Here is a 17,662-nt window from a genome sequence, read left to right as displayed (position 1 = left end):
TGATGGAGCGCGTAACCGACGCGGCGATCCTGCCGCGCTTCCGCAACCTGACCTCCGGCGATGTCGAGGACAAGGGCGGCAACGATCCGGTGACCATCGCCGACCGTGATGCCGAAAAGCGGCTTCGCGAAGCTCTCTACGCCCTTGAACCCGGCCTTGCCTTCGTCGGAGAGGAGGCAGCGCACGATGATCCGGCAACGCTCGACCGGTTGAGCGACGATTGCTGGATCGTCGATCCGGTGGACGGGACGCGCAATTTCGCTGCCGGTCATGCCCCTTTCGGAATGCTTATCGCACGGGCTAGCGGCGGCTTCACCCAATCGGGATGGATTTACGATTGCCTGACCGGTCGCTTCTGCGCTGCCCACCGCGGCACAGGCGCTTTCGTGAATGGCGAAAAGGTCACGGCGAGGCCGTCGGGCCGCACACCGCCAGTTGCAGCAATATCGCTCGTCTACATGGACGATGCGCGCCGCGAAGCGACGAAGCGCCATATCGAGCCGAACTACGAACTCGTCGACATCCCCTACTGCGCGGCCGAGCAATACCCTCGCCTCGCTCTGGGCGAGAACGACGTCTCGATCTTCGAACGGACGCTCGCATGGGATCATGCAGCGGGTGCGCTATGGCTGGAGGAGGCCGGCGGCAAAGTCGCCCGGCCGGACGGGTCGGCCTATCGGGTGGACGAACATGGTCGCACGGGGCTCATCGGCGCATCGAGCCCCGGTCTGTGGGACGATCTGGCGACGCTCTATGCCGAAATGTGACGGTGATCTGACCGTCCCCGACAATCGGTGACTTCAAGGACGGGTTTCAAATAGCGCACCTTCATCCTACATTCGCAAGGCAGCTATCGAAGGAATATTCGTGACCTTAGGCAATGCTCCCGGTTCCGGCGATGACGCCGAAACGAACGATGCAGGCGTGGATGCGCCCGTTGCGCCGCAAGCGGCGGAGGAGCGCTACACCAATCGCGAACTGTCCTGGCTCAGCTTCAACCGTCGAGTCCTCGCGGAAAGCGAGAACGAGCGATATCCCCTCCTCGAACGCCTGCGTTTCCTGTCGATTTCCAGCAGCAATCTGGACGAATTCACGACGGTCAGGATCGCCGGCCTCGAAGGTCAGGTCCAGCGCGGTATCGAAACCACGGGGATCGACGGTCTCAGTCCACGGCAACAGCTCGATGCGATCCGCGAACAGGTCCTGGGGCTGGAAGATCGCCAGCAGGAAAGCCTTGAAGTCCTGCGGGACCTGCTGGCTAGCGAAGGCATCTTGATCGCGACGGTCAACCAGTTGGACCGCAAGGCGCAAACTTACCTCAAGGATTATTTCACTACCGACATCCTGCCGCTGATCACCCCGCAGGCGATCGACCCGTCACACCCCTTCCCCTTTGTGGCGAGCGGCGGGATGGGCGTGCTGTTCCGCCTCAAGCGCGGCAAGCGCAAGGGCGAGCTGGTCGAAATGGTGCTGATCCCGTCGGGCGTTCCGCGGTTCGTCCGCGTTCCGGGTGAACTGGCGATCTACGTCGCGATCGAGCAATTGGTGACCCAGTTCGCGGACCAGCTTTTCCCGGGTTTCAAAATCCTCGGCGACGGCGTTTTCCGCGTTCTTCGCGACAGCGATATCGAGGTCGAGGACGAGGCGGAAGACCTCGTTCGCTATTTCCGCACCGCCATCCAGCGGCGACGCCGTGGCCGCGCAGTCATGCTGGAACTCGACGACGAGTGCGACGCTTCCGCCGAAGCGCTCTTGCGTGAGCACTTCGATGTCGATGCCGCGATGATCGTGAAAACCGGAGGCATGCTGGGGCTTCACGACCTGTCGTCGATCTGCAACGAGCCGCGCCCCGACCTCAAGTTCACACCCTTCTCCCCGCGCTATCCCGAACGCGTTCTGGCCCATGATGGCGATTGCTTCTCCGCAATCCGGGAAAAGGACATCGTCATCCACCACCCCTATGAAAGCTTCGAAGTGGTGGTCGATTTCCTGCACCAGGCCGCGGTCGATCCAAGCGTCGTCTCGATCAAGCAGACGCTTTACCGCGCTGGCGACCAGTCGCCCGTGATCGCCGCCCTCGTCGAGGCTGCGCAGAACGGCAAGGCGGTGACTGCGGTGGTCGAATTAAAGGCGCGTTTTGACGAAGAGCGTAACCTGCGCTGGGCCAACGAGCTGGAGCGTGCCGGCGTCCAGGTCATCTACGGCTTCACCGAATGGAAGACCCACGCCAAGGTCAGCCTTGTCGTCCGCCGCGAAGAGGACGGCTACCGCACCTACTGCCATTTCGGAACCGGTAACTACCACCCGGTCAATGCGCGCATCTACACCGATTTGAGCTACTTCACCGCTGACGCTGCCCTGGGCCGCGATGCCGCCAAGATGTTCAATTTCATCACCGGATACATCGAGCCCGACCGCCTGGAGAAGATCGCCGTTTCCCCCATCGGGATGCGCCAGAAGCTGTATGATCTGATCGACGTCGAAATCGCCAACGCCAGGGCGGGCAAGCCTTCCGGCATCTGGGTGAAGATGAATTCGATCACCAATCGCGAACTGATCGACAAGCTCTACGAAGCGAGCCAGGCTGGCGTGGAAATCCGCATGGTCGTGCGCGGGATCTGCTCGCTACGCCCGGGCATTCCGGGCATGAGCGAGAACATCAGTGTGAAATCGATTATCGGGCGCTTCCTGGAACATGGTCGCCTGTGGGCCTTCGCAAACGGCAAGGAACTGCCAAGCCGCCAGGCGAAGGTGTACCTGACAAGCGCCGATGCAATGAGCCGCAATCTCGATCGCCGCGTGGAAGTCCTGGTACCGGTCACCAACAAGACGGTGCACGACCAGCTTCTCGGCCAGGTGATGCTCGCCAACATCCTCGACACCGAGCAGGGCTGGAGCCTCGATTCCAATGGCCAGTATGAGCGGATGCGCAAGGGCGAGGACGGGTTCAACTGCCACGAATACTTCATGTCTAACCCTTCGCTGTCAGGTCGTGGATCGGCTCTGCAAAGCCATGAGGTTCCCCGATTGACCCTTACCGGAGCGCGCAAATGACTTCAGTGAAGACAAGCGGCGCCAAGTGGCAGCGGCGCCTCCTCCATCCGCCCCGCGCCGTGATCGATATCGGGTCGAACACCGTACGCCTCGTCCTTTACGAAGGCACCGCACGTGCCCCGGAGACAGTTTGGAACGAAAAGGTCGCTGCACGGCTGGGTCGCGATCTATCGGAAACGGGCCGCATTCCCGACGAAGCCATGGACGAGGCGCTGGCCGCTCTCGAACGCTACGCGCTCATCATCCGGGACCGCGGCATCGACAATGTCCAAACCGTAGCCACCGCTGCCGCACGCGATGCGAAAAACGGCGCGGAATTCCTGTCGCGCGTCGAAGCGCTTGGCCTGTCGCCTCGCCTCCTGACCGGCGAAGAAGAGGCCTGCGCATCGGCGTTCGGCGCGATTGGGGCCTTTCCCGGCACTCACGGCATGGTCGCGGACCTTGGCGGTGGAAGTCTCGAACTGGTGTCGATCGGTGATGGCGAGTGCAAGGACGCTGTCAGCCTGCCCTTCGGAACCCTGCGCCTGCCGGCACAGCGCGCCGCCGCGGATGACTTCGGCGCGACGGTGCATGAAGCGCTTTCGCAAGTGGGCTGGGCGTCGAACCACGGCGGGCCGCTATACATGATCGGCGGCACTTGGCGTGCGCTGGCTCACTACGCCATGCGCGACAGCGATTATCCGCTGACCGATCCGCATGGATTTTGCCTCTCGGTTGAAGACGCAAGGAAACTGGCTGCCGATCTCGTCGATGCCGATCCCGACGAATTGGTGCAGATTTCCGGAATCTCGGACATGCGCGCAAACTATCTTCCGGATGCTGCTGCACTCCTCCAACCGCTGCTGGCCGAATTGAAGCCGGAGCAGCTCGTTTTTTCCAGCTGGGGTATTCGTGAAGGTCTGCTGTTCAGCCAGCTGTCCGACATTACCCGTTCGCTCGACCCCTTGCTCGCGGGCGTTCACGCCTTCGCAGAGCCACGCGATGCGCCGATCGTCGACGCTACCCGCATCGTGGGATGGACTGTCGACCTCGCCAATGGCGCGGGGAAACGGAACGAACGGATCCGGCTTGCCGCTGCACAACTTGCCCTCGCGCTCCAGCGTGTGGAGCCGAATATGCGGGTCAACCACGCCACCGAATGGGCATTGGACAAGCGCTGGATCGATTGCGACGCGCGCGATCGGGCGATGATCTGTGCAGCATTGTTCGGCAGCCTCGGCCGCACAGCCCTTCCCGAAAAATTGCGGGTTCTGGCAAGCGACGAAGACCTACGCGAAGGCGTTACCTGGGGTCTGGGGTTCAGGCTGGCCCGCAGGCTCGGTGCCGGAGCGCGCACCGCGCTCGCCTCGAGCCGCCTAAGGCTGAAGAGGAAATCCCTCGTACTCTATCTCGACAACAGCCGCGCAGCGCTGGCCACATGGCCGCTGACCAAGGACTTCGAAATCCTGGCCGAATGGCTGGACCGCAAGCCCAAGATCAAGACGGGCGATTTCCACTTCGAGAACGATCTCGAGGAAGAAGATGAAGAAGAGTAGGCCCTAGTTCGCTGTCGCAGGCGCGGCGAGCGGGAAGAAGGGAATGCGAACCTCGAATGGCGAGCCGTCTTCGCGGTGGAAAGTGTAGAACCCTTCCATCGACCCGAAAGCGGTTTCCAGCGGGCATCCCGAAACATAATCGTGACTTGCCCCCGGCGCGAGCGAGGGCTGTTCGCCAACGACACCTTCGCCATCGACATGCGCGACCATTCCGCGCGCATCGGTAATCCGCCAGTGACGGGTCTTCAGCTGGACGGTTTCGTGCGATCCGTTCTCGATCCGGATGTGATAGACCCAGAACCATTTGTCCGCATCGGGTTGGGACTGTTCCGGAAGGAAATTCACGGCGACCCTGACGGTGATCCCGTCGGTCGTGGCGGCGTGTTGAAATAGCTCCTTGATCACAGTGACAATCTAGGAATTGTGGCGCGATGGACAAGGTTTGGAAGGCGTCAAAACGGCATTTATCCGCCATTTTTTGATCCGGAAGGTCTCCACGGCTGAAAAACTATCGCGGACGACTGCCGGGTCGTTTTCGGAAGACCCTATGGTTAACATCGATTTACCGCGGTTCGCGACAAACTCTTAGCAAGGTCTGTTTTATCAGGGAGGCTGACGAATTCGACCACCGGGGGAAACAGGGATGCGTAGCCGTATCGGGACATTTCTGAAGCGCCTGAGAAAAGACGTCTCGGGCAATATCCTGCTCATGGCAGGAGCCGGAACCACGGCCCTCATCGGCGCGGCCGGGATCAGCGTCGACACCGTCCAGTGGTATCTATGGAAGCGCCAGATGCAGCAGGCGGTCGACACAGGCGCGGTCGCCGGCGCGCTCGCCATGTCGTTCGGCCGGGATCACAATTCCGCTGTAACGAGCGAAGTCGGGCGTACCGCCAACACAGCGCATACGATCGAACTGGTATCTACCCCGCCCACCTCCGGCGCATGGACGGGTGACAACGGCGCTATCGAAGTCGTAGCCACGACCAGCCAGGTTCTGGCGTTCTCATCCATCTTCCTCGACACCCCGCCGACCATCCGGACCCGCGCGGTCGCAACAGCGGTGGCGACGGGCAATCCTTGCGTTCGTGCCCTTGCAACGGACGGCACCGGGATCGAGGTGTTCGGTAATGCACAGGTCAACCTCGGCTGCCCGGTTTCTTCGAACTCTCCAGGAGGCGTTTCGGTCGACCTTGGCGGTTCGAGTTACTTGGACACCAATCTCGTGCTCAGTGTCGGCGGTATCGACTACGGCAGCAGCAACATACCTTCGGACACGGCGCTGGTCTCCTATGGCCTGCCGGTGGAAGATCCGCTCGCCGACCGCAACCTCACGTGGCACAACGACTGTCCGCAAAACAATTTCCGCGTCCGCCCGAGCGATACGACAACGCTGAATCCATGCCGTTACAACAACGGCCTGCGCATCCAGGGTACGGCTTATTTTAACCCCGGTGTCTACGTGATCCACGGTGGGACCTTCACCATCAACTCTGGTGCGCAGCTGCGCATGGCGCCGGGCACCACGGGCGGCGTCACCTTCGTTCTGACCGGCAACAGCGCAAACACGGTCGCGACCCTGTCGATCAACGGTAGTGCCGATATCGACCTCAAGGCCCAGACGATGTCCGAGGATCCGCTGTGGGGCGGCATCCTGTTCTACCAGGACCGAATTTCTTCCGACCTCAGCAACACGATCAACGGCGGGTCGAACATCAACCTTCACGGGGCGATCTATTTCCCCACCAGCGACCTCACCTACAACGGGGATTCCGCGCAGACGGCCCAGTGCCTGCTGATCGTGACAAATCGGATCAACTTCGGCGGCGCGAACAATATCGACAACAATTGCGATCCCGATCTCACCGCCATGAACACCCCTGCATTCACCATCCGGGTAGTGGAGTAAGCCATGCTGTTCCATTTCTTCCGCAAGCTTCGCGACGACATTTCAGGTGTCGGCTTCGTCGAGTTGGCCCTGACCGCTCCGCTGCTCGCACTCATGTTCCTTGGCATGACCGACCTGTCGATCATCGTGGCCTCGCGCATCGACCTGGAACAGGCAGCGCAGCGCACCACCGATCTCGCCTTGGCCAAGCGCCCGACGAGCACCGACACCAGCTACCTCGTCGCCGAAGCCATGGCAGCCAGCGGTCGGCCTGCGAGCGATGTCACCGTGACCTACATTCTGGAATGCAACGGCACGGTCATGAGCAGTTTCAACGATACCTGCGCGGCAGGCGAAGTACCGAAGCGCTTCGTCAGCGTTTCAATTATCGAGCCGGTCGCCACCGGGTTCAACTGGCGCGGCCTGGCCGGGATGTTCACGGGCGAGGTCGCTGCCTACGAAGGCACAACGGTGACCGGTGACAGCATCGTGAGGCTCCAATGAAGACTCTCGCCCAGCACCTTCGCCGCGATGACGCCGGCTCTTTCGGGGTGGAGTTCGCCATCGCATTGCCGGTGCTGATCGCCCTTATGATCGGCATCCTCAACTTCGGCCTTGTCTTCAACGCCAACGGTTCGATGCGCAATGCGATGGGTGAAGGCCTTCGCTATGCCAAGGTGGAACGCACTGCGAGCGATGCGGACGTGATCTCAGTAACGCGCCAGTCGCTCGTCGGGGTGGCCCCGAATGCCGTTCAGACGCTCACGTTCAATCGTGGCACTGCGAACAATACGGAAACCGGCACGATGACCATGTCGATCGTTATCCAGCCGATCATACCTTTCGCCCCGCTGCCACCGATCACGCTGACGCAGACGAAGTCGATCTACCTTCCGACCTGACCGGTCAGGGTTTCCCGCCCTTCAGATATTCCTCGATCTGCTCGAGGCGTTCCTTGCCGAACCACATTTCATCCCCGATGAAGAAGGTCGGTATGCCGAACGCGCCGCGATCCACCGCGGACTGGGTATTGTCCACCAGCTGCCGCTTTACTTCTGGGTCCTGCGCCGCCTGCAGGAAACGGCCGGCATCGAAGCCGCCCTCTTCCAGCACGCTGCCCACTACCTCTACGTCGCTGCAATCGATGTTCCGTTCCCAAACAGCCGGCTGGAACAGGTCGACCAGTCCCTGCATCTCCTCCTGGTTCGAGGCCGCCACCAATATACGCTGAAGCAGGATGGTGTTGAACGGCAGGTCGGGGTGCATCCGAAAGCCCGTCAGCCCATGCCGGTCGATAAAGCGCTGAAATTCGAGCGCTGCGTAAGGGACTTTCCCCTTCACATTCGCATCGCGCATCATCGGCGGTGAATTCCCCGTCAGCTTGTGCATCCCGCCGAGGAAAACCGGGGTGACTTGCAGGGTAGCGCCGGTTCGGGAGACGAGCTCCTTCAGTGGATACCAGGCGAGGTATCCATTCGGCGCCCCCAGATCGAGGATGAATTCTACGGTCTTGCTCATAGCCCGGCAGCCTTCAGCGCCTGGTCGAAATCTTCCTTGATATCCTCGACGTCTTCCAGGCCGACATTGATGCGCAGCAACCCTTCGGTCACGCCCATCTCGTCGCGCGCGTCCTGAGACATGCCAGCGTGGGTCGTACTGGCCGGGTGACACATAAGGCTGCGGGCATCGCCGATATTGTTGGAGATATCGACCAGTCGGAGGGCATCGAGGATGGCGAACGCCGTCGTCCGGTCACCGACATCGAATGCGAAAATCGGGCCGGTCGCGCTCATCTGACGCATCGCCAGTTCGTGGCGGGGGTGACTGGGCAGCCCGGGATGCAACATCTTGGGCACGCGCGCTTCGATGGACTTGCCAAGCTCGACGGCGTTTTCGCTTTGCCGATGGGCCCGCAGACTGAGCGTCTCCAGCCCCTTCAGGACGACCCAGGCATTGAACGGTGCGCAATTGGGCCCGGTGTTGCGCTGGAATGGCAGCAGCACTTCGTCGATCCACTCCTGCGAACCGCAAACAGCCCCTGCAAGCACCCTGCCCTGTCCATCCATCAGCTTCGTCGCGCTGTAAGCCACCACATCCGCGCCGAAGTCCATCGGTCGTTGAAGCACGCTCGTGGCAAAGGCGTTGTCGACGACCGTCGTGATGCCATGCGCCCGGGCAACCTCGCAGACATGGGCAAGATCGACCACGTCGAGCGTGGGGTTCGCTGGCGTCTCGAAGAAGAATACCTTCGTATTCGGCCGAATTGCCGCCTCCCACGCATCGTCATCCGCACTGTCGACCACGGTGGTTTCGATCCCGAAGCGCGGGAGAAGGTGGTCGAGCAGCCAGCGGCACGAACCGAACGCCGCACGCGCACCGACGACATGGTCGCCGGCGGAAACCTGGCACAGCAGTGCAGTCGTCATGGCGGCCATCCCGCTTGCCTGGGCGCGGCAAGCCTCGGCCCCCTCCATCAAGGCGATGCGTTCTTCCAGCATTGCAACGGTCGGGTTCTGCAGGCGGGAATAGGTCATCCCCTCCGCCTCGCCCGCGAAACGATCGGCTACGGTCTGCGCATTGTCGTAGGTGTAGCCGGAGGTCAGGAACAGCGCCTCGCTCGTCTCGCCATGTTCGCTTCGCCAGGTGCCGCCGCGCACAGCCTGGGTGGCCGGACGCCAGTGGGAAGTGATCGAGCGGTCTGTGCCAGTGGTCTTTTTCATCGCTCGCGGGATAGCACGCGCACTGTCTGCCGCAAGCGGGTCAGCCTTCGAGGGCGGAAAGCCCCGCTTGGCCGAGCGCATCGCGCCCCACGGCCCTGAGCATTTGTGCTCCCTCGATTATCGTCAGGACGGCGCGGGCTCCTTCGCTCGGATCTGGATCGTCTGCGGGCAGGTGATCGACCACCCAGTCCAGCAACTGGTCCACGATCTTGCCTGCTGCATCCAGATAGGCCGCCTCGCCTTTTGCGCATCCGGCAACGATGTCCCACCACACCCGGAGAAAGGGCGCGAAGTCGGCCTGCCCGGTGATGTCGAAGACCGCCTTTGCGCACGCGCGACGCGACGAGGAGCGCTCGGCCGGGAATTGGCTATCCAGCGCAAGTGTGAACTGCACCGCCAGATAATCGAGCAAGGCGGTGACAAGCTGCTCCTTACTTCTGAAATGATACAGCAGCATCCGGTCGCTGGTACCGGCCGACTTGGCCAGGGGACGAAGCGACAAGCCCCCCAGCCCGCTTTGCAACACGTGGGCAGCGAGCGCGGGGAGCAGCGTATCCCGGGACATCCTGATCGCGTTCATGGGTGACTTGTAGCGGGCGCTACATAAAGCTACAAGTGTAGCGCCCGCTACAAACGACTCGGAGATTTTCAATGTCCGCCTTCGAAATCCTTGCTGCCGGCGGCCTCGCTTCGGCCGTTATCGCCCTCGGCTATATTCTCGCCGGCTCCCCGAAGATCGGCAGTGGCATACTGGCAGCTGCGCTGGCAGCCGGTTTCGCGGCATTCACCGCCGTCACGATCGCGCGCGAAGGCGTATTGCTGGTCTGGACCAATCACACGCAGAACCTCTGGGGCGTGCAGGTGTGGTGGGACCTGCTTTTCGCGGTGGTCGTAGCCGTTTTCCTTATCGCGCCCCGCGCGCGAGCCGCCGGGATGAAAATGGTCCCATGGCTGCTCTTCGTTGCCGCCACGGCCAGTATCGGTCTGCTTGCCATGGTGGCGCGCCTTTTCTGGCTGGAAGCACGCTTGGAAGAATGATGCGGGTTGCGGCGCGCTGCGCCGCTGCTTAAGCCAATGCGTGATGACGCGCGCACCCGAGCAGCCCCTGGACCCCCTTGGCTGGTGCGTCGCGCTGGCGCTTGGCTTCTGGCTCCTGCTCCTGTGGAACCTCGCCATCCCGAGCGCCCCTTATTTCGACGAGGTGCACTACGTGCCTGCCGCGCGCGAGATGCTCATGCTGGAGCAATTCAACAATCGCGAGCATCCCTTGTTCGGCAAGGAAATGATTGCGTTGGGCATCGCCGTCCTGGGTGATAATTCGTGGGGGTGGCGAATCCTTCCTTCGCTAGCGGGAACGCTCGCCCTGTTTGCCTCGATGCGGGCAGTATGGTTCGCGACGATGAGCCGGTACGCCGCGATCACATCGGGCATACTCCTCGCCACGGGATTTCACCTCTTCGTCCATTCGCGCATCGCCATGCTCGACATCTTCATGATCGCGGCGTTGGCGTCTGCTTTCTGGCAGTTGGCGGGCGCCATGCGAGAGCCGGAGACCGGCAGGTGGAGGCTTGCGCTGGCAGGCATTGCAATCGGCCTTGCGTTAGCCAGCAAATGGAACGCGGTGCCTGTCGCCATGGTACCAGGGCTTGCCTTCCTCGCGCTGCGCTGGAAAGCCGGACGCAGGCGCCTGCTTCTGTCCCGCCGCGGGATGCCGGTCCCCGGGATCACCCTGGCTGAGGCATTTGTCTGGCTCGCAGTGGTACCGCTGGCGGTCTATTGGCTAACCTTCTGGCCCGGCTACCAGTTCGACGTGGACGGCATCGAGAACGGTATATTGGCGCATCACCGCCTCATGCTCGACCTCCAGACGCAGGTGCTGACGAGGCATCCTTACGAATCCACCTGGCCGGAATGGATGCTCAACCTGCGGGCGATCTGGTATCTCTATGAAGAGGTCGACCAGGCCCAGCGCGGGGTGATGCTGGTCGGCAACCCGTTGACGATGCTGCTCGGCCTGCCGGCGGTCGTGTGGTGCGCGCTTCGCGGGGTGATGCGGCGCGAGGCTGCCCCCGGGGCGATCGCCATGCTGTATGCGGTCAGCCTCGGCCTCTGGCTGTTCGCCGAGAAATCCACCCAGTTCTACTACCATTATTTCCTGCCCAGCAGCTTCCTGCTTATCGCCCTCGCCCTTTCGCTCGACGATCTTTGGAAGGCGGGCTGGCGAAAAATGGCGATCGCGGTGCCAGCGGCAAGCGTGCTGGTCTTTGCGTTCTATTACCCGATACTGGCCGCAGAGCCGCTCGAACGGCCAGACAGCTTCGCGCTCTGGACGTGGATCGAGGGCTGGCGATAACGCCCTAGAACCGACCCCAAACGAAGCGGCTCGACAAGGCGTAGTTCCAGACCGACGCGATCGCTATCCCGATGAGGGCGGCCAGCATTTCGTGAAGGCCGCGCTGGAACAACATGGTGGCGATGGCCACATTCGCCACAGCCCCCACCGAACACGCTGCCACGAAGCTTGCCCAGCCGCGCAACAAATCGCCGGCCTTCCTGATGCGCCGATCCCTGTAGGTGAGAAAATTGTTGAGCCAGAAATTGAAAGTCATCGCTCCGAGTGTCGCGACAGTCTGGCTCCACGCGAAAGTTGCTCCTGCCAGGAGCAGCAACACATAAAGGATCGCCAGGTGCACCAGAACGCCCAGTGCGCCGACCGTGCCGAACAGGGCAAACCGGGTGGGGATGAACCTGCCGAAGGTCTTGTCATAAAGACCCGCGAGGAAATCGAGGGCGATTGCCCGGTCCAGCTTGCTTTCCCCGGCACGGCGGGCGGCGAATTCAAGAGGAAATTCCTCGACCACGAGCGGCTCCTCGGCCGTTGCGAGCAGGTCGAGCAAGATCTTGAAGCCAATGCCCGAAAGGCCTGGCACCAGCCTGAGCGCCGTCTCGGTCGGGAGGAGGAAATACCCGCTCATCGGATCGGACAGCGTCACTCCCGTCAGCTTCCGCGCGAGCGCATTGGCAACGCTGGATAGCTGCTCGCGGTCCGGACGACCCCAGCCTTCGGTGCTGGCCCCTTCTGCAAACCGGCTGGCCACAGCGACCTGCGCCCTGCCGGAACGCACCGCTTCGAGCATGGGCAAAAGCAATTGCGGATCGTGCTGGTGATCGGCGTCCATCACCGCGCAAAAAGGTGCAGCGGTCGCGCAGAAGCCCTCGATCGCGGCGCTGGAGAGCCCTCGCCGCCCGATCCGCTGGATCACGCGGACACGCTGGTCGGCGCGCGCTATCTTGCGGGCTACTTCGGCGGTCCCGTCCGACGAGTTGTCGTCGACGATCAGGACTTCCCAACCCGTATCGCCCAATGCCCGGTCGATCCGTTCGACAAGCGGCGGAAGATTGTCGCGCTCGTTCAGCGTCGGCAGGATTATCGCCAGCTGGAGATCGGTGCGGGGGTCGGCTGAATTCATGGCGCGACTCTTGGCGAGAGTGCGCAATTTCTCAAGCGATTGCTTGCAGGTGCCTTACGATTGCATCGCCGATCTCCTCCGTGCTCGCGCTACCGCCGAGGTCGGCACCGCGAATCTCGCTGGAAAGGCTGGCGGCAACTGCCCGTTCGATCCGGTTCGCAGCCGCATCGCGGCCGAGCGAATGGCGCAGGAGCATGGCGAGGCTAAGGATTGCTGCGACAGGGTTGGCCTTGCCCTGTCCGGCGATGTCCGGGGCGCTGCCATGGATAGGCTCGTAGAGGCCGAAAGTGCCGAATTCGGTCGTGCGTTCGCCCAAGCTGGCGCTCGCAAGGAGGCCGATTGACCCGACACACGCGCTTGCCTGGTCCGACAGGATATCGCCGAACAGATTGCCGGTGACGATCACGTCGAACTGGCCCGGGCTGCGCACCAACTGCATCGCGGCATTATCGACATACATATGGTCGAGCTCGACGTCGGGATACTCGCTCGCCAGTTCGATGACCGTTTCGCGCCAGATGCGGCTGGTTTCGAGCACGTTCGCCTTGTCGACACTGGTGAGCTTCTTGCGGCGCTTCTGCGCGGCGCGAAAGGCGCTGTGAGCGATGCGGCGGACTTCGGCCTCGTTATAGGACATGTCGTCCCAGCCTTCCCTGCCGCCTGCGCTGTCACGCTCCCCCTTGTCGCCGAAATAGACGTCGCCGTTCAGCTCGCGCACCACGAGAAGATCGATGCCGCGCGCCAATTCGGGCTTGAGCGGGGACAGGTCCTCGAGACCGGGAAAACCGGCGGCGGGGCGCAAATTGGCAAACAGCCCGAGTTCGCTCCGCAAGCCAAGGATCGCCTGTTCGGGACGATGTTCGCGCGGGAGCGTGTCGCATTCCGGATCGCCGACGGCTCCAAACAGGACTGCATCCGCCGCACGCGCCATTTCAAGAGTTTCTGCGGGAAGCGGGTGCCCGTGCCGCTTGAAGGCAATTCCTCCCACATCGCCTTCGAAAAGTGTCAGCTGCGGCAATGCCAGCGCATCGAGCACCTTGAGTGCCTCGCGCGTGACTTCGGGGCCAATGCCGTCACCCGGCAATACCGCAATTTTCATGTCTCGATCCGTCCCAGACGCTGCCTCAGTACAGTCCTAGCGGCTAGAACGTCGGCGTGTGTGTCGGCAAGGAGATAGCGCGCAATGAGGCCCTCCGAACGGTCGAGAATTTCCAAGGCCTCGCCAAGCCCCGCTATCTCGGGCCGCTGGCCGCCATAGCCGAGCTCGCGCAGGAGGAGCACTTCATAGCTGGCGAGAGCCGGCACCCAGCCACGCGCGGAGGGCGCATTGCAGACCGCGTCGAGCAGAGCGACGAGCGCGTGGTAGAGACTGGGATAGGCATTGCGCTCCGGCAGGGCCGACGCCGTCAAGGCGCAGGTCCACGCGATGGCCGATGCCGGAAGCGGTTCGGTGAGCCAGGGGCCGCGGCTTTGCGCCAGCTCCAGCCGCGCAAACGGCAGCTGGCTGTCCGACTTTGCGCGTATTTCCGCTTCTACCAGGTTGCCCGGGATAACCACGGGGCGCAGGTGGCGCCCCCTGCCGCCCGCGACATAAGCGGCTACGACACCGCTCTCTTCGGTCAGCAAACGCGCGATGACGGCCGTCTCGCCGTGCGGACGGGCGGCAATCACTATCGCTGGAGCGGAAAGGTGCATTGTGGTCCCCTACCCCAAGGCAGGGGCAAGCGTCACTTGTGCTTGGCTTCGAGCGCGGCGATGCGCTCTGCCAGCTTGTCGCATTCTTCGCGGGCACGAGCGGCCATAGCCTTGACCGTGTCGAATTCCTCACGCGTGACGAAATCCATTCCGCCGAATGCTTCCTTGGCGCGCTCACGGGCGCTTTCGCGCGCTTCGCGGGTCATGCCCGCAAGCGTGCCTGCCGCCGAATTGGCGAGTTTGACGAAGTCGGCGATCATGGGGTTCTGGCTCTGCATGACAGCTATCTAGGCGCGAAAGGCCCGCGCTTCAATTGCCGATGCGCACACGCTCCGAACCGCCCGAAACCGCGCCGCCGTCAGCGTCGGGATTGAGCTGGAGGAACTGCCAGTTGAGGACAGTCGCGAACAGCACCCATGCGAGATAGGGCAGTAGCAGGATCGCCGCCAGCTGACGGACCTTCCAGAACAGGGCAATCACCACCAGCAGCGTGACATCGATCGCGATCAATACCGCGAGAGCGAAGGTGAGTTCCTTCATGCCGAAGAAAACCGGCGTCCAGGCCAGATTGAGCAGGAAATGCACGACGAACGCCATCAACGCGATGCCGCGTCCGCGCGCACCCCAGGCCGCGCAGACGAGCGCGACCGCCAGTCCAATCATCACGTAAAGGATGGTCCAGACGATGCCGAAGGTGGCCGGCGGCGGATAGATACCAGGTTTGTCGAGCGCCCGGAACCAGTAGCTGTCCGGGCCGCCAAGCTGGCCCGCAAGGAAGCCGAGCAATACGCACAGCGGCACCGTGAACAGAGCCCAGCGAATGAAACTTGCGCGCAATTGTCCGCGCGAAGCCAATACGTTCATCGAAAACCCCCACAGGCGATTCGTTTGTTTACCTTGTGACCACCGTAGCACCTGCTGGCAACACGGGGCGCCGAACCATGCCGTATCGGGACGGTTCGAGGGATCGTGCCCGGTTTTCTAGCTGGCGGAACCCAGGTCGGTAACAGGCGGCGGCGGTGGGGCCACCGGGTTCCTCAAATGCGGATAACTGGTCAGGAAGCGCTCGCGGCTCTCTGGTGAACCGACAACAAGGATCGGTGCATCGCCGCAAGCCGCCCGCAAGTCACGTTCGGCTTCCGGCGAGATATACGCCGATGGAGGACCGCCCCAATTCATCGGTTCCCCAAGTCTCGCCAAGGTCTGGCCTCCGACGCGATCGATCAGGATGTAATATCCCTCATCGTCGCGATCGAGGCCGATCTCGGCGTGGAAAAAAGCCAGCTTGTCGGCATCCCCGTCACCCTCGGTGGCCCAGAAACAGCCGTCGCGCAGTTCCACCCGGCCAGCCAGCAAAGCCTCATTTTGCGAACCTGTACGTGCCGAGGATGCGGGCCAGAAACGAATGCCCCCGCGCGCCGCTTCCGATACTGCGGGAAGGTTCATCGCAGGGACGAATGACCATGAGATATGGTTGGGAACGTTCCAGCCGTTTTGCGCGGTCCACGACTGGAACTCGCTCTCGGTCTTGCCGACATCGAGATGCGTCACCGCGCCATCGGGTCTTTTTCCGTCGAACCCTGCGCCAAGCAGCAGATTCCCTGCTTCGAGCCTTTTGTACCAGGTTTCGCCAACAGCCTTCGCGTTTGCCGGGGCGGGAGCCGTTGCATCGCGGCGAATGTAACCCTCACCCTCGATCCGCGCCTGCCTTGTAAGCGCGGCGTAGTCGGGTGTCGGCGCCCCCACCTGAGTCGCATAGTCGCGCTCGGGCTCATCGGCATTTGCAGCAGGGCCCTCTTCTTGTGCAGGAGCACAGGAACCGAGCAGCACGGCAAGGGGGGTCAGGTAACGCATGATCGAATTCTGGTCGAGCTTGGCTGACACCCGGCTGAACACAGGATCACCGCATCAGGACAAGTTCTTCGGCCATTGTCGGATGGATCGCGGTAGTGGCGTCGAAATCCGCCTTCGTCAGGCCTGCTTTCACTGCAATCGCCGCCGCCTGCATCATCTCCGGCGCTTCGGGCGCGATCATGTGAATGCCCACGATCTTTCCGCTGTCGCCATCGCACACCATCTTCATCAGGCTGCGCTCGTTGCGTCCCGCAAGGACGTTCTTCATCGGGCGAAAATCGGAGAGATAGACCTTCACCGAGCCCAGCTTGTTTTTCGCTTCGCCCTCGGTCATGCCGACCGCCGCAATCGGCGGATGGCTGAAGACGGCGCTCGGGATGCAACCGTGGTCGACCGCCACCGGATCGCCGCTTCCGAAGACGGTGTCGGCAAATGCCTGACCTTCGCGAATGGCAACGGGCGTAAGCTGGACGCGATCGGTGACATCGCCCACGGCATAGATGTGATCGACATTGGTCTTGCTAAAACGATCGACCTTGATCTCGCCGCCGTCACCAAGCTCGACGCCCGCTGCAGCGAGACCCAGCCCTTCGGTGTTCGGGATGCGGCCGACCGCGAACATGACGAGGTCCGCGTGCTCTTCCTCGCAATCGGAGAGCTTCACGAAATAACCGCCATCGTCGCAGGGCTTGATGTACTCGAAAGTCGTGTTGAAGCGGAAGCTGATCCCCTTCATCGTCGAAATCTGGAGCAAGCGGTCGCGCACGGCTTCATCATAGCTGCGCAGGAGCGTGTCGCCGCGATTGACGATGTCGACCTTGCTGCCGAATTCGTTGAAAATCCCGGCAAATTCGTTGGCGATGTAACCGCCACCGGCGATGATCACTTTCTTCGGCAGTTCGTCGAGATGGAACGCCTCATTCGAACTGATGGCGTGTTCCGCACCCTGGCATTCGGGCATGCGCGGGCGGGCGCCGGTCGCGACGAGGATGTATCTGGAAGTGACTTTCTTCCCGCTTGCGAGGGTCACCTCATGCGGGCCGGTAATTTCCGCGCGTTCGTGGAAGATCGTGACATCGTGGTTTTCGAGCGTTTCGGTGTATGCGCCTTCCAGCCTGTCGACATCGGCCAGCACATTGTCGCGCAGCACCTTCCAGTCGAACTTCTTGCCTTCGATTTCCCAGCCGAACTTCTGGCAGTCCTCGAGGTCTTCGGCGAAATGCGCGCCGTAGACGAGCATCTTTTTCGGCACGCAGCCGCGAATGACGCAGGTGCCACCTACCCGATGTTCCTCGGCAATTGCGACCTTCGCGCCATGAGCCGCAGACACGCGGCTGGCACGTACCCCTCCGGAGCCGGCGCCGATGGTGAAGAGATCGTAATCGTATTCGGTATCGGCCATCCGGCGCTCCTGTCAGCTTTGCGCGTGTCTCTCGCCAACAGTGA

19 protein-coding genes are annotated in these 17,662 nt (G+C 62.2%); 8 read left to right on the top strand and 11 right to left on the bottom strand.

Going from position 1 to position 17,662, the window contains the following annotated elements:
- Positions 1 to 2: 2 nt before the first annotated feature.
- The 3 genes from CVE41_RS12585 to CVE41_RS12575 all read left to right on the top strand — a co-directional run bounded on the left by CVE41_RS12585 (position 3) and on the right by CVE41_RS12575 (position 4,589).
- On the top strand, positions 3 to 767 hold the full coding sequence (locus CVE41_RS12585) for an inositol monophosphatase family protein (RefSeq protein WP_100260968.1): 765 nt from the start codon (positions 3 to 5) through the stop codon (positions 765 to 767).
- Positions 768 to 867: 100 nt separating this feature from the next.
- Complete coding sequence (locus tag CVE41_RS12580; protein ID WP_100260967.1) at positions 868 to 3,054, top strand: RNA degradosome polyphosphate kinase; 2,187 nt, start codon at positions 868 to 870, stop codon at positions 3,052 to 3,054.
- Positions 3,051 to 4,589 carry a Ppx/GppA phosphatase family protein gene (locus CVE41_RS12575; RefSeq protein ID WP_100260966.1) on the top strand — a complete coding sequence of 513 codons (1,539 nt, stop codon included), beginning with the start codon at positions 3,051 to 3,053 and terminating at the stop codon, positions 4,587 to 4,589. The genes CVE41_RS12580 and CVE41_RS12575 overlap by 4 nt, the downstream gene beginning before the upstream one ends.
- A 3-nt stretch (positions 4,590 to 4,592) precedes the next feature.
- Here the strand turns inward: CVE41_RS12575 and apaG are convergent, their stop codons facing one another.
- Positions 4,593 to 4,991 (bottom strand): Co2+/Mg2+ efflux protein ApaG, encoded by a 399-nt coding sequence (gene apaG, locus CVE41_RS12570; RefSeq protein ID WP_100261522.1) that lies wholly within the window; start codon positions 4,989 to 4,991, stop codon positions 4,593 to 4,595.
- A 241-nt stretch (positions 4,992 to 5,232) separates the two neighbouring features.
- Here apaG and CVE41_RS12565 point away from each other — a divergent pair, with 241 nt between their 5' ends.
- Genes CVE41_RS12565 through CVE41_RS12555 form a run of 3 tightly spaced genes read left to right on the top strand, consistent with a single transcriptional unit; the run spans position 5,233 to position 7,379 of the window.
- A complete protein-coding gene (locus CVE41_RS12565; protein WP_100260965.1) occupies positions 5,233 to 6,498 on the top strand; it encodes a TadE/TadG family type IV pilus assembly protein in 1,266 nt (421 codons plus the stop codon).
- A 3-nt stretch (positions 6,499 to 6,501) separates the two neighbouring features.
- Positions 6,502 to 6,981: a TadE/TadG family type IV pilus assembly protein gene (locus CVE41_RS12560; RefSeq protein WP_100260964.1), complete on the top strand. Its 480-nt coding sequence runs from the start codon at positions 6,502 to 6,504 to the stop codon at positions 6,979 to 6,981.
- On the top strand, positions 6,978 to 7,379 hold the full coding sequence (locus CVE41_RS12555; protein ID WP_100260963.1) for a TadE/TadG family type IV pilus assembly protein: 402 nt from the start codon (positions 6,978 to 6,980) through the stop codon (positions 7,377 to 7,379). The genes CVE41_RS12560 and CVE41_RS12555 overlap by 4 nt, the downstream gene beginning before the upstream one ends.
- Positions 7,380 to 7,383: 4 nt before the next feature.
- Here the strand turns inward: CVE41_RS12555 and CVE41_RS12550 are convergent, their stop codons facing one another.
- Genes CVE41_RS12550 through CVE41_RS12540 form a run of 3 tightly spaced genes read right to left on the bottom strand, consistent with a single transcriptional unit; the run spans position 7,384 to position 9,777 of the window.
- Complete coding sequence (locus CVE41_RS12550; RefSeq protein WP_100260962.1) at positions 7,384 to 7,995, bottom strand: 2-hydroxychromene-2-carboxylate isomerase; 612 nt, start codon at positions 7,993 to 7,995, stop codon at positions 7,384 to 7,386.
- On the bottom strand, positions 7,992 to 9,197 hold the full coding sequence (locus CVE41_RS12545) for a trans-sulfuration enzyme family protein (protein ID WP_100260961.1): 1,206 nt from the start codon (positions 9,195 to 9,197) through the stop codon (positions 7,992 to 7,994). Before CVE41_RS12545 ends, CVE41_RS12550 begins: the two co-directional genes overlap by 4 nt.
- Positions 9,198 to 9,237: 40 nt before the next feature.
- Positions 9,238 to 9,777, bottom strand: a complete 540-nt coding sequence (locus CVE41_RS12540) for a TetR/AcrR family transcriptional regulator (RefSeq protein WP_232725705.1) — start codon at positions 9,775 to 9,777, stop codon at positions 9,238 to 9,240.
- Between the two features lie 71 nt (positions 9,778 to 9,848).
- Between CVE41_RS12540 and CVE41_RS12535 the strand changes: the two genes are divergently transcribed.
- A complete protein-coding gene (locus CVE41_RS12535; RefSeq protein WP_232725704.1) occupies positions 9,849 to 10,235 on the top strand; it encodes a hypothetical protein in 387 nt (128 codons plus the stop codon).
- 43 nt (positions 10,236 to 10,278) lie between these two features.
- Complete coding sequence (locus CVE41_RS12530) at positions 10,279 to 11,550, top strand: phospholipid carrier-dependent glycosyltransferase (RefSeq protein WP_100260960.1); 1,272 nt, start codon at positions 10,279 to 10,281, stop codon at positions 11,548 to 11,550.
- 4 nt (positions 11,551 to 11,554) lie between these two features.
- Here the strand turns inward: CVE41_RS12530 and CVE41_RS12525 are convergent, their stop codons facing one another.
- The 7 genes from CVE41_RS12525 to gorA form a co-directional block, all read right to left on the bottom strand.
- Positions 11,555 to 12,667 carry a glycosyltransferase family 2 protein gene (locus CVE41_RS12525; RefSeq protein ID WP_100260959.1) on the bottom strand — a complete coding sequence of 371 codons (1,113 nt, stop codon included), beginning with the start codon at positions 12,665 to 12,667 and terminating at the stop codon, positions 11,555 to 11,557.
- Positions 12,668 to 12,698: 31 nt separating this feature from the next.
- On the bottom strand, positions 12,699 to 13,766 hold the full coding sequence (leuB, locus tag CVE41_RS12520) for a 3-isopropylmalate dehydrogenase (RefSeq protein ID WP_100260958.1): 1,068 nt from the start codon (positions 13,764 to 13,766) through the stop codon (positions 12,699 to 12,701).
- Positions 13,763 to 14,362, bottom strand: a complete 600-nt coding sequence (gene recO / locus CVE41_RS12515; protein ID WP_100260957.1) for a DNA repair protein RecO — start codon at positions 14,360 to 14,362, stop codon at positions 13,763 to 13,765. The genes leuB and recO overlap by 4 nt, the downstream gene beginning before the upstream one ends.
- A 32-nt stretch (positions 14,363 to 14,394) precedes the next feature.
- Positions 14,395 to 14,640, bottom strand: a complete 246-nt coding sequence (locus tag CVE41_RS12510; RefSeq protein WP_090482686.1) for an accessory factor UbiK family protein — start codon at positions 14,638 to 14,640, stop codon at positions 14,395 to 14,397.
- 31 nt (positions 14,641 to 14,671) lie between these two features.
- Complete coding sequence (locus CVE41_RS12505; protein WP_100260956.1) at positions 14,672 to 15,226, bottom strand: TspO/MBR family protein; 555 nt, start codon at positions 15,224 to 15,226, stop codon at positions 14,672 to 14,674.
- A gap of 117 nt (positions 15,227 to 15,343) precedes the next feature.
- On the bottom strand, positions 15,344 to 16,246 hold the full coding sequence (locus CVE41_RS12500; protein WP_232725702.1) for a hypothetical protein: 903 nt from the start codon (positions 16,244 to 16,246) through the stop codon (positions 15,344 to 15,346).
- Positions 16,247 to 16,262: 16 nt separating this feature from the next.
- The gene (gorA, locus tag CVE41_RS12495) at positions 16,263 to 17,618 is read right to left on the bottom strand and encodes a glutathione-disulfide reductase (protein WP_100260954.1); all 1,356 of its coding nucleotides are present in this window, start codon (positions 17,616 to 17,618) and stop codon (positions 16,263 to 16,265) included.
- Positions 17,619 to 17,662 lie beyond the last annotated feature (44 nt).

Source organism: Qipengyuania seohaensis, from assembly GCF_002795865.1.
GTDB lineage: Bacteria > Pseudomonadota > Alphaproteobacteria > Sphingomonadales > Sphingomonadaceae > Qipengyuania > Qipengyuania seohaensis.
Note: the sequence above shows the minus strand (reverse complement) of the source record. Positions and strands in the feature narration are given on the sequence as shown.

Coding starts and splice junctions, on each gene's coding strand:
- leuB (WP_100260958.1), bottom strand. CDS start 13,766: ATGAAAATTGCGGTATTGCCGGGTGACGGCATTGGCCCCGAAGTCACG.
- CVE41_RS12525 (WP_100260959.1), bottom strand. CDS start 12,667: ATGAATTCAGCCGACCCCCGCACCGATCTCCAGCTGGCGATAATCCTG.
- CVE41_RS12550 (WP_100260962.1), bottom strand. CDS start 7,995: ATGAGCAAGACCGTAGAATTCATCCTCGATCTGGGGGCGCCGAATGGA.
- CVE41_RS12545 (WP_100260961.1), bottom strand. CDS start 9,197: ATGAAAAAGACCACTGGCACAGACCGCTCGATCACTTCCCACTGGCGT.
- CVE41_RS12540 (WP_232725705.1), bottom strand. CDS start 9,777: ATGAACGCGATCAGGATGTCCCGGGATACGCTGCTCCCCGCGCTCGCT.
- CVE41_RS12565 (WP_100260965.1), top strand. CDS start 5,233: ATGCGTAGCCGTATCGGGACATTTCTGAAGCGCCTGAGAAAAGACGTC.
- CVE41_RS12575 (WP_100260966.1), top strand. CDS start 3,051: ATGACTTCAGTGAAGACAAGCGGCGCCAAGTGGCAGCGGCGCCTCCTC.
- CVE41_RS12510 (WP_090482686.1), bottom strand. CDS start 14,640: ATGCAGAGCCAGAACCCCATGATCGCCGACTTCGTCAAACTCGCCAAT.
- gorA (WP_100260954.1), bottom strand. CDS start 17,618: ATGGCCGATACCGAATACGATTACGATCTCTTCACCATCGGCGCCGGC.
- CVE41_RS12585 (WP_100260968.1), top strand. CDS start 3: ATGGAGCGCGTAACCGACGCGGCGATCCTGCCGCGCTTCCGCAACCTG.
- CVE41_RS12530 (WP_100260960.1), top strand. CDS start 10,279: ATGACGCGCGCACCCGAGCAGCCCCTGGACCCCCTTGGCTGGTGCGTC.
- CVE41_RS12505 (WP_100260956.1), bottom strand. CDS start 15,226: ATGAACGTATTGGCTTCGCGCGGACAATTGCGCGCAAGTTTCATTCGC.
- CVE41_RS12560 (WP_100260964.1), top strand. CDS start 6,502: ATGCTGTTCCATTTCTTCCGCAAGCTTCGCGACGACATTTCAGGTGTC.
- CVE41_RS12535 (WP_232725704.1), top strand. CDS start 9,849: ATGTCCGCCTTCGAAATCCTTGCTGCCGGCGGCCTCGCTTCGGCCGTT.
- recO (WP_100260957.1), bottom strand. CDS start 14,362: ATGCACCTTTCCGCTCCAGCGATAGTGATTGCCGCCCGTCCGCACGGC.
- CVE41_RS12555 (WP_100260963.1), top strand. CDS start 6,978: ATGAAGACTCTCGCCCAGCACCTTCGCCGCGATGACGCCGGCTCTTTC.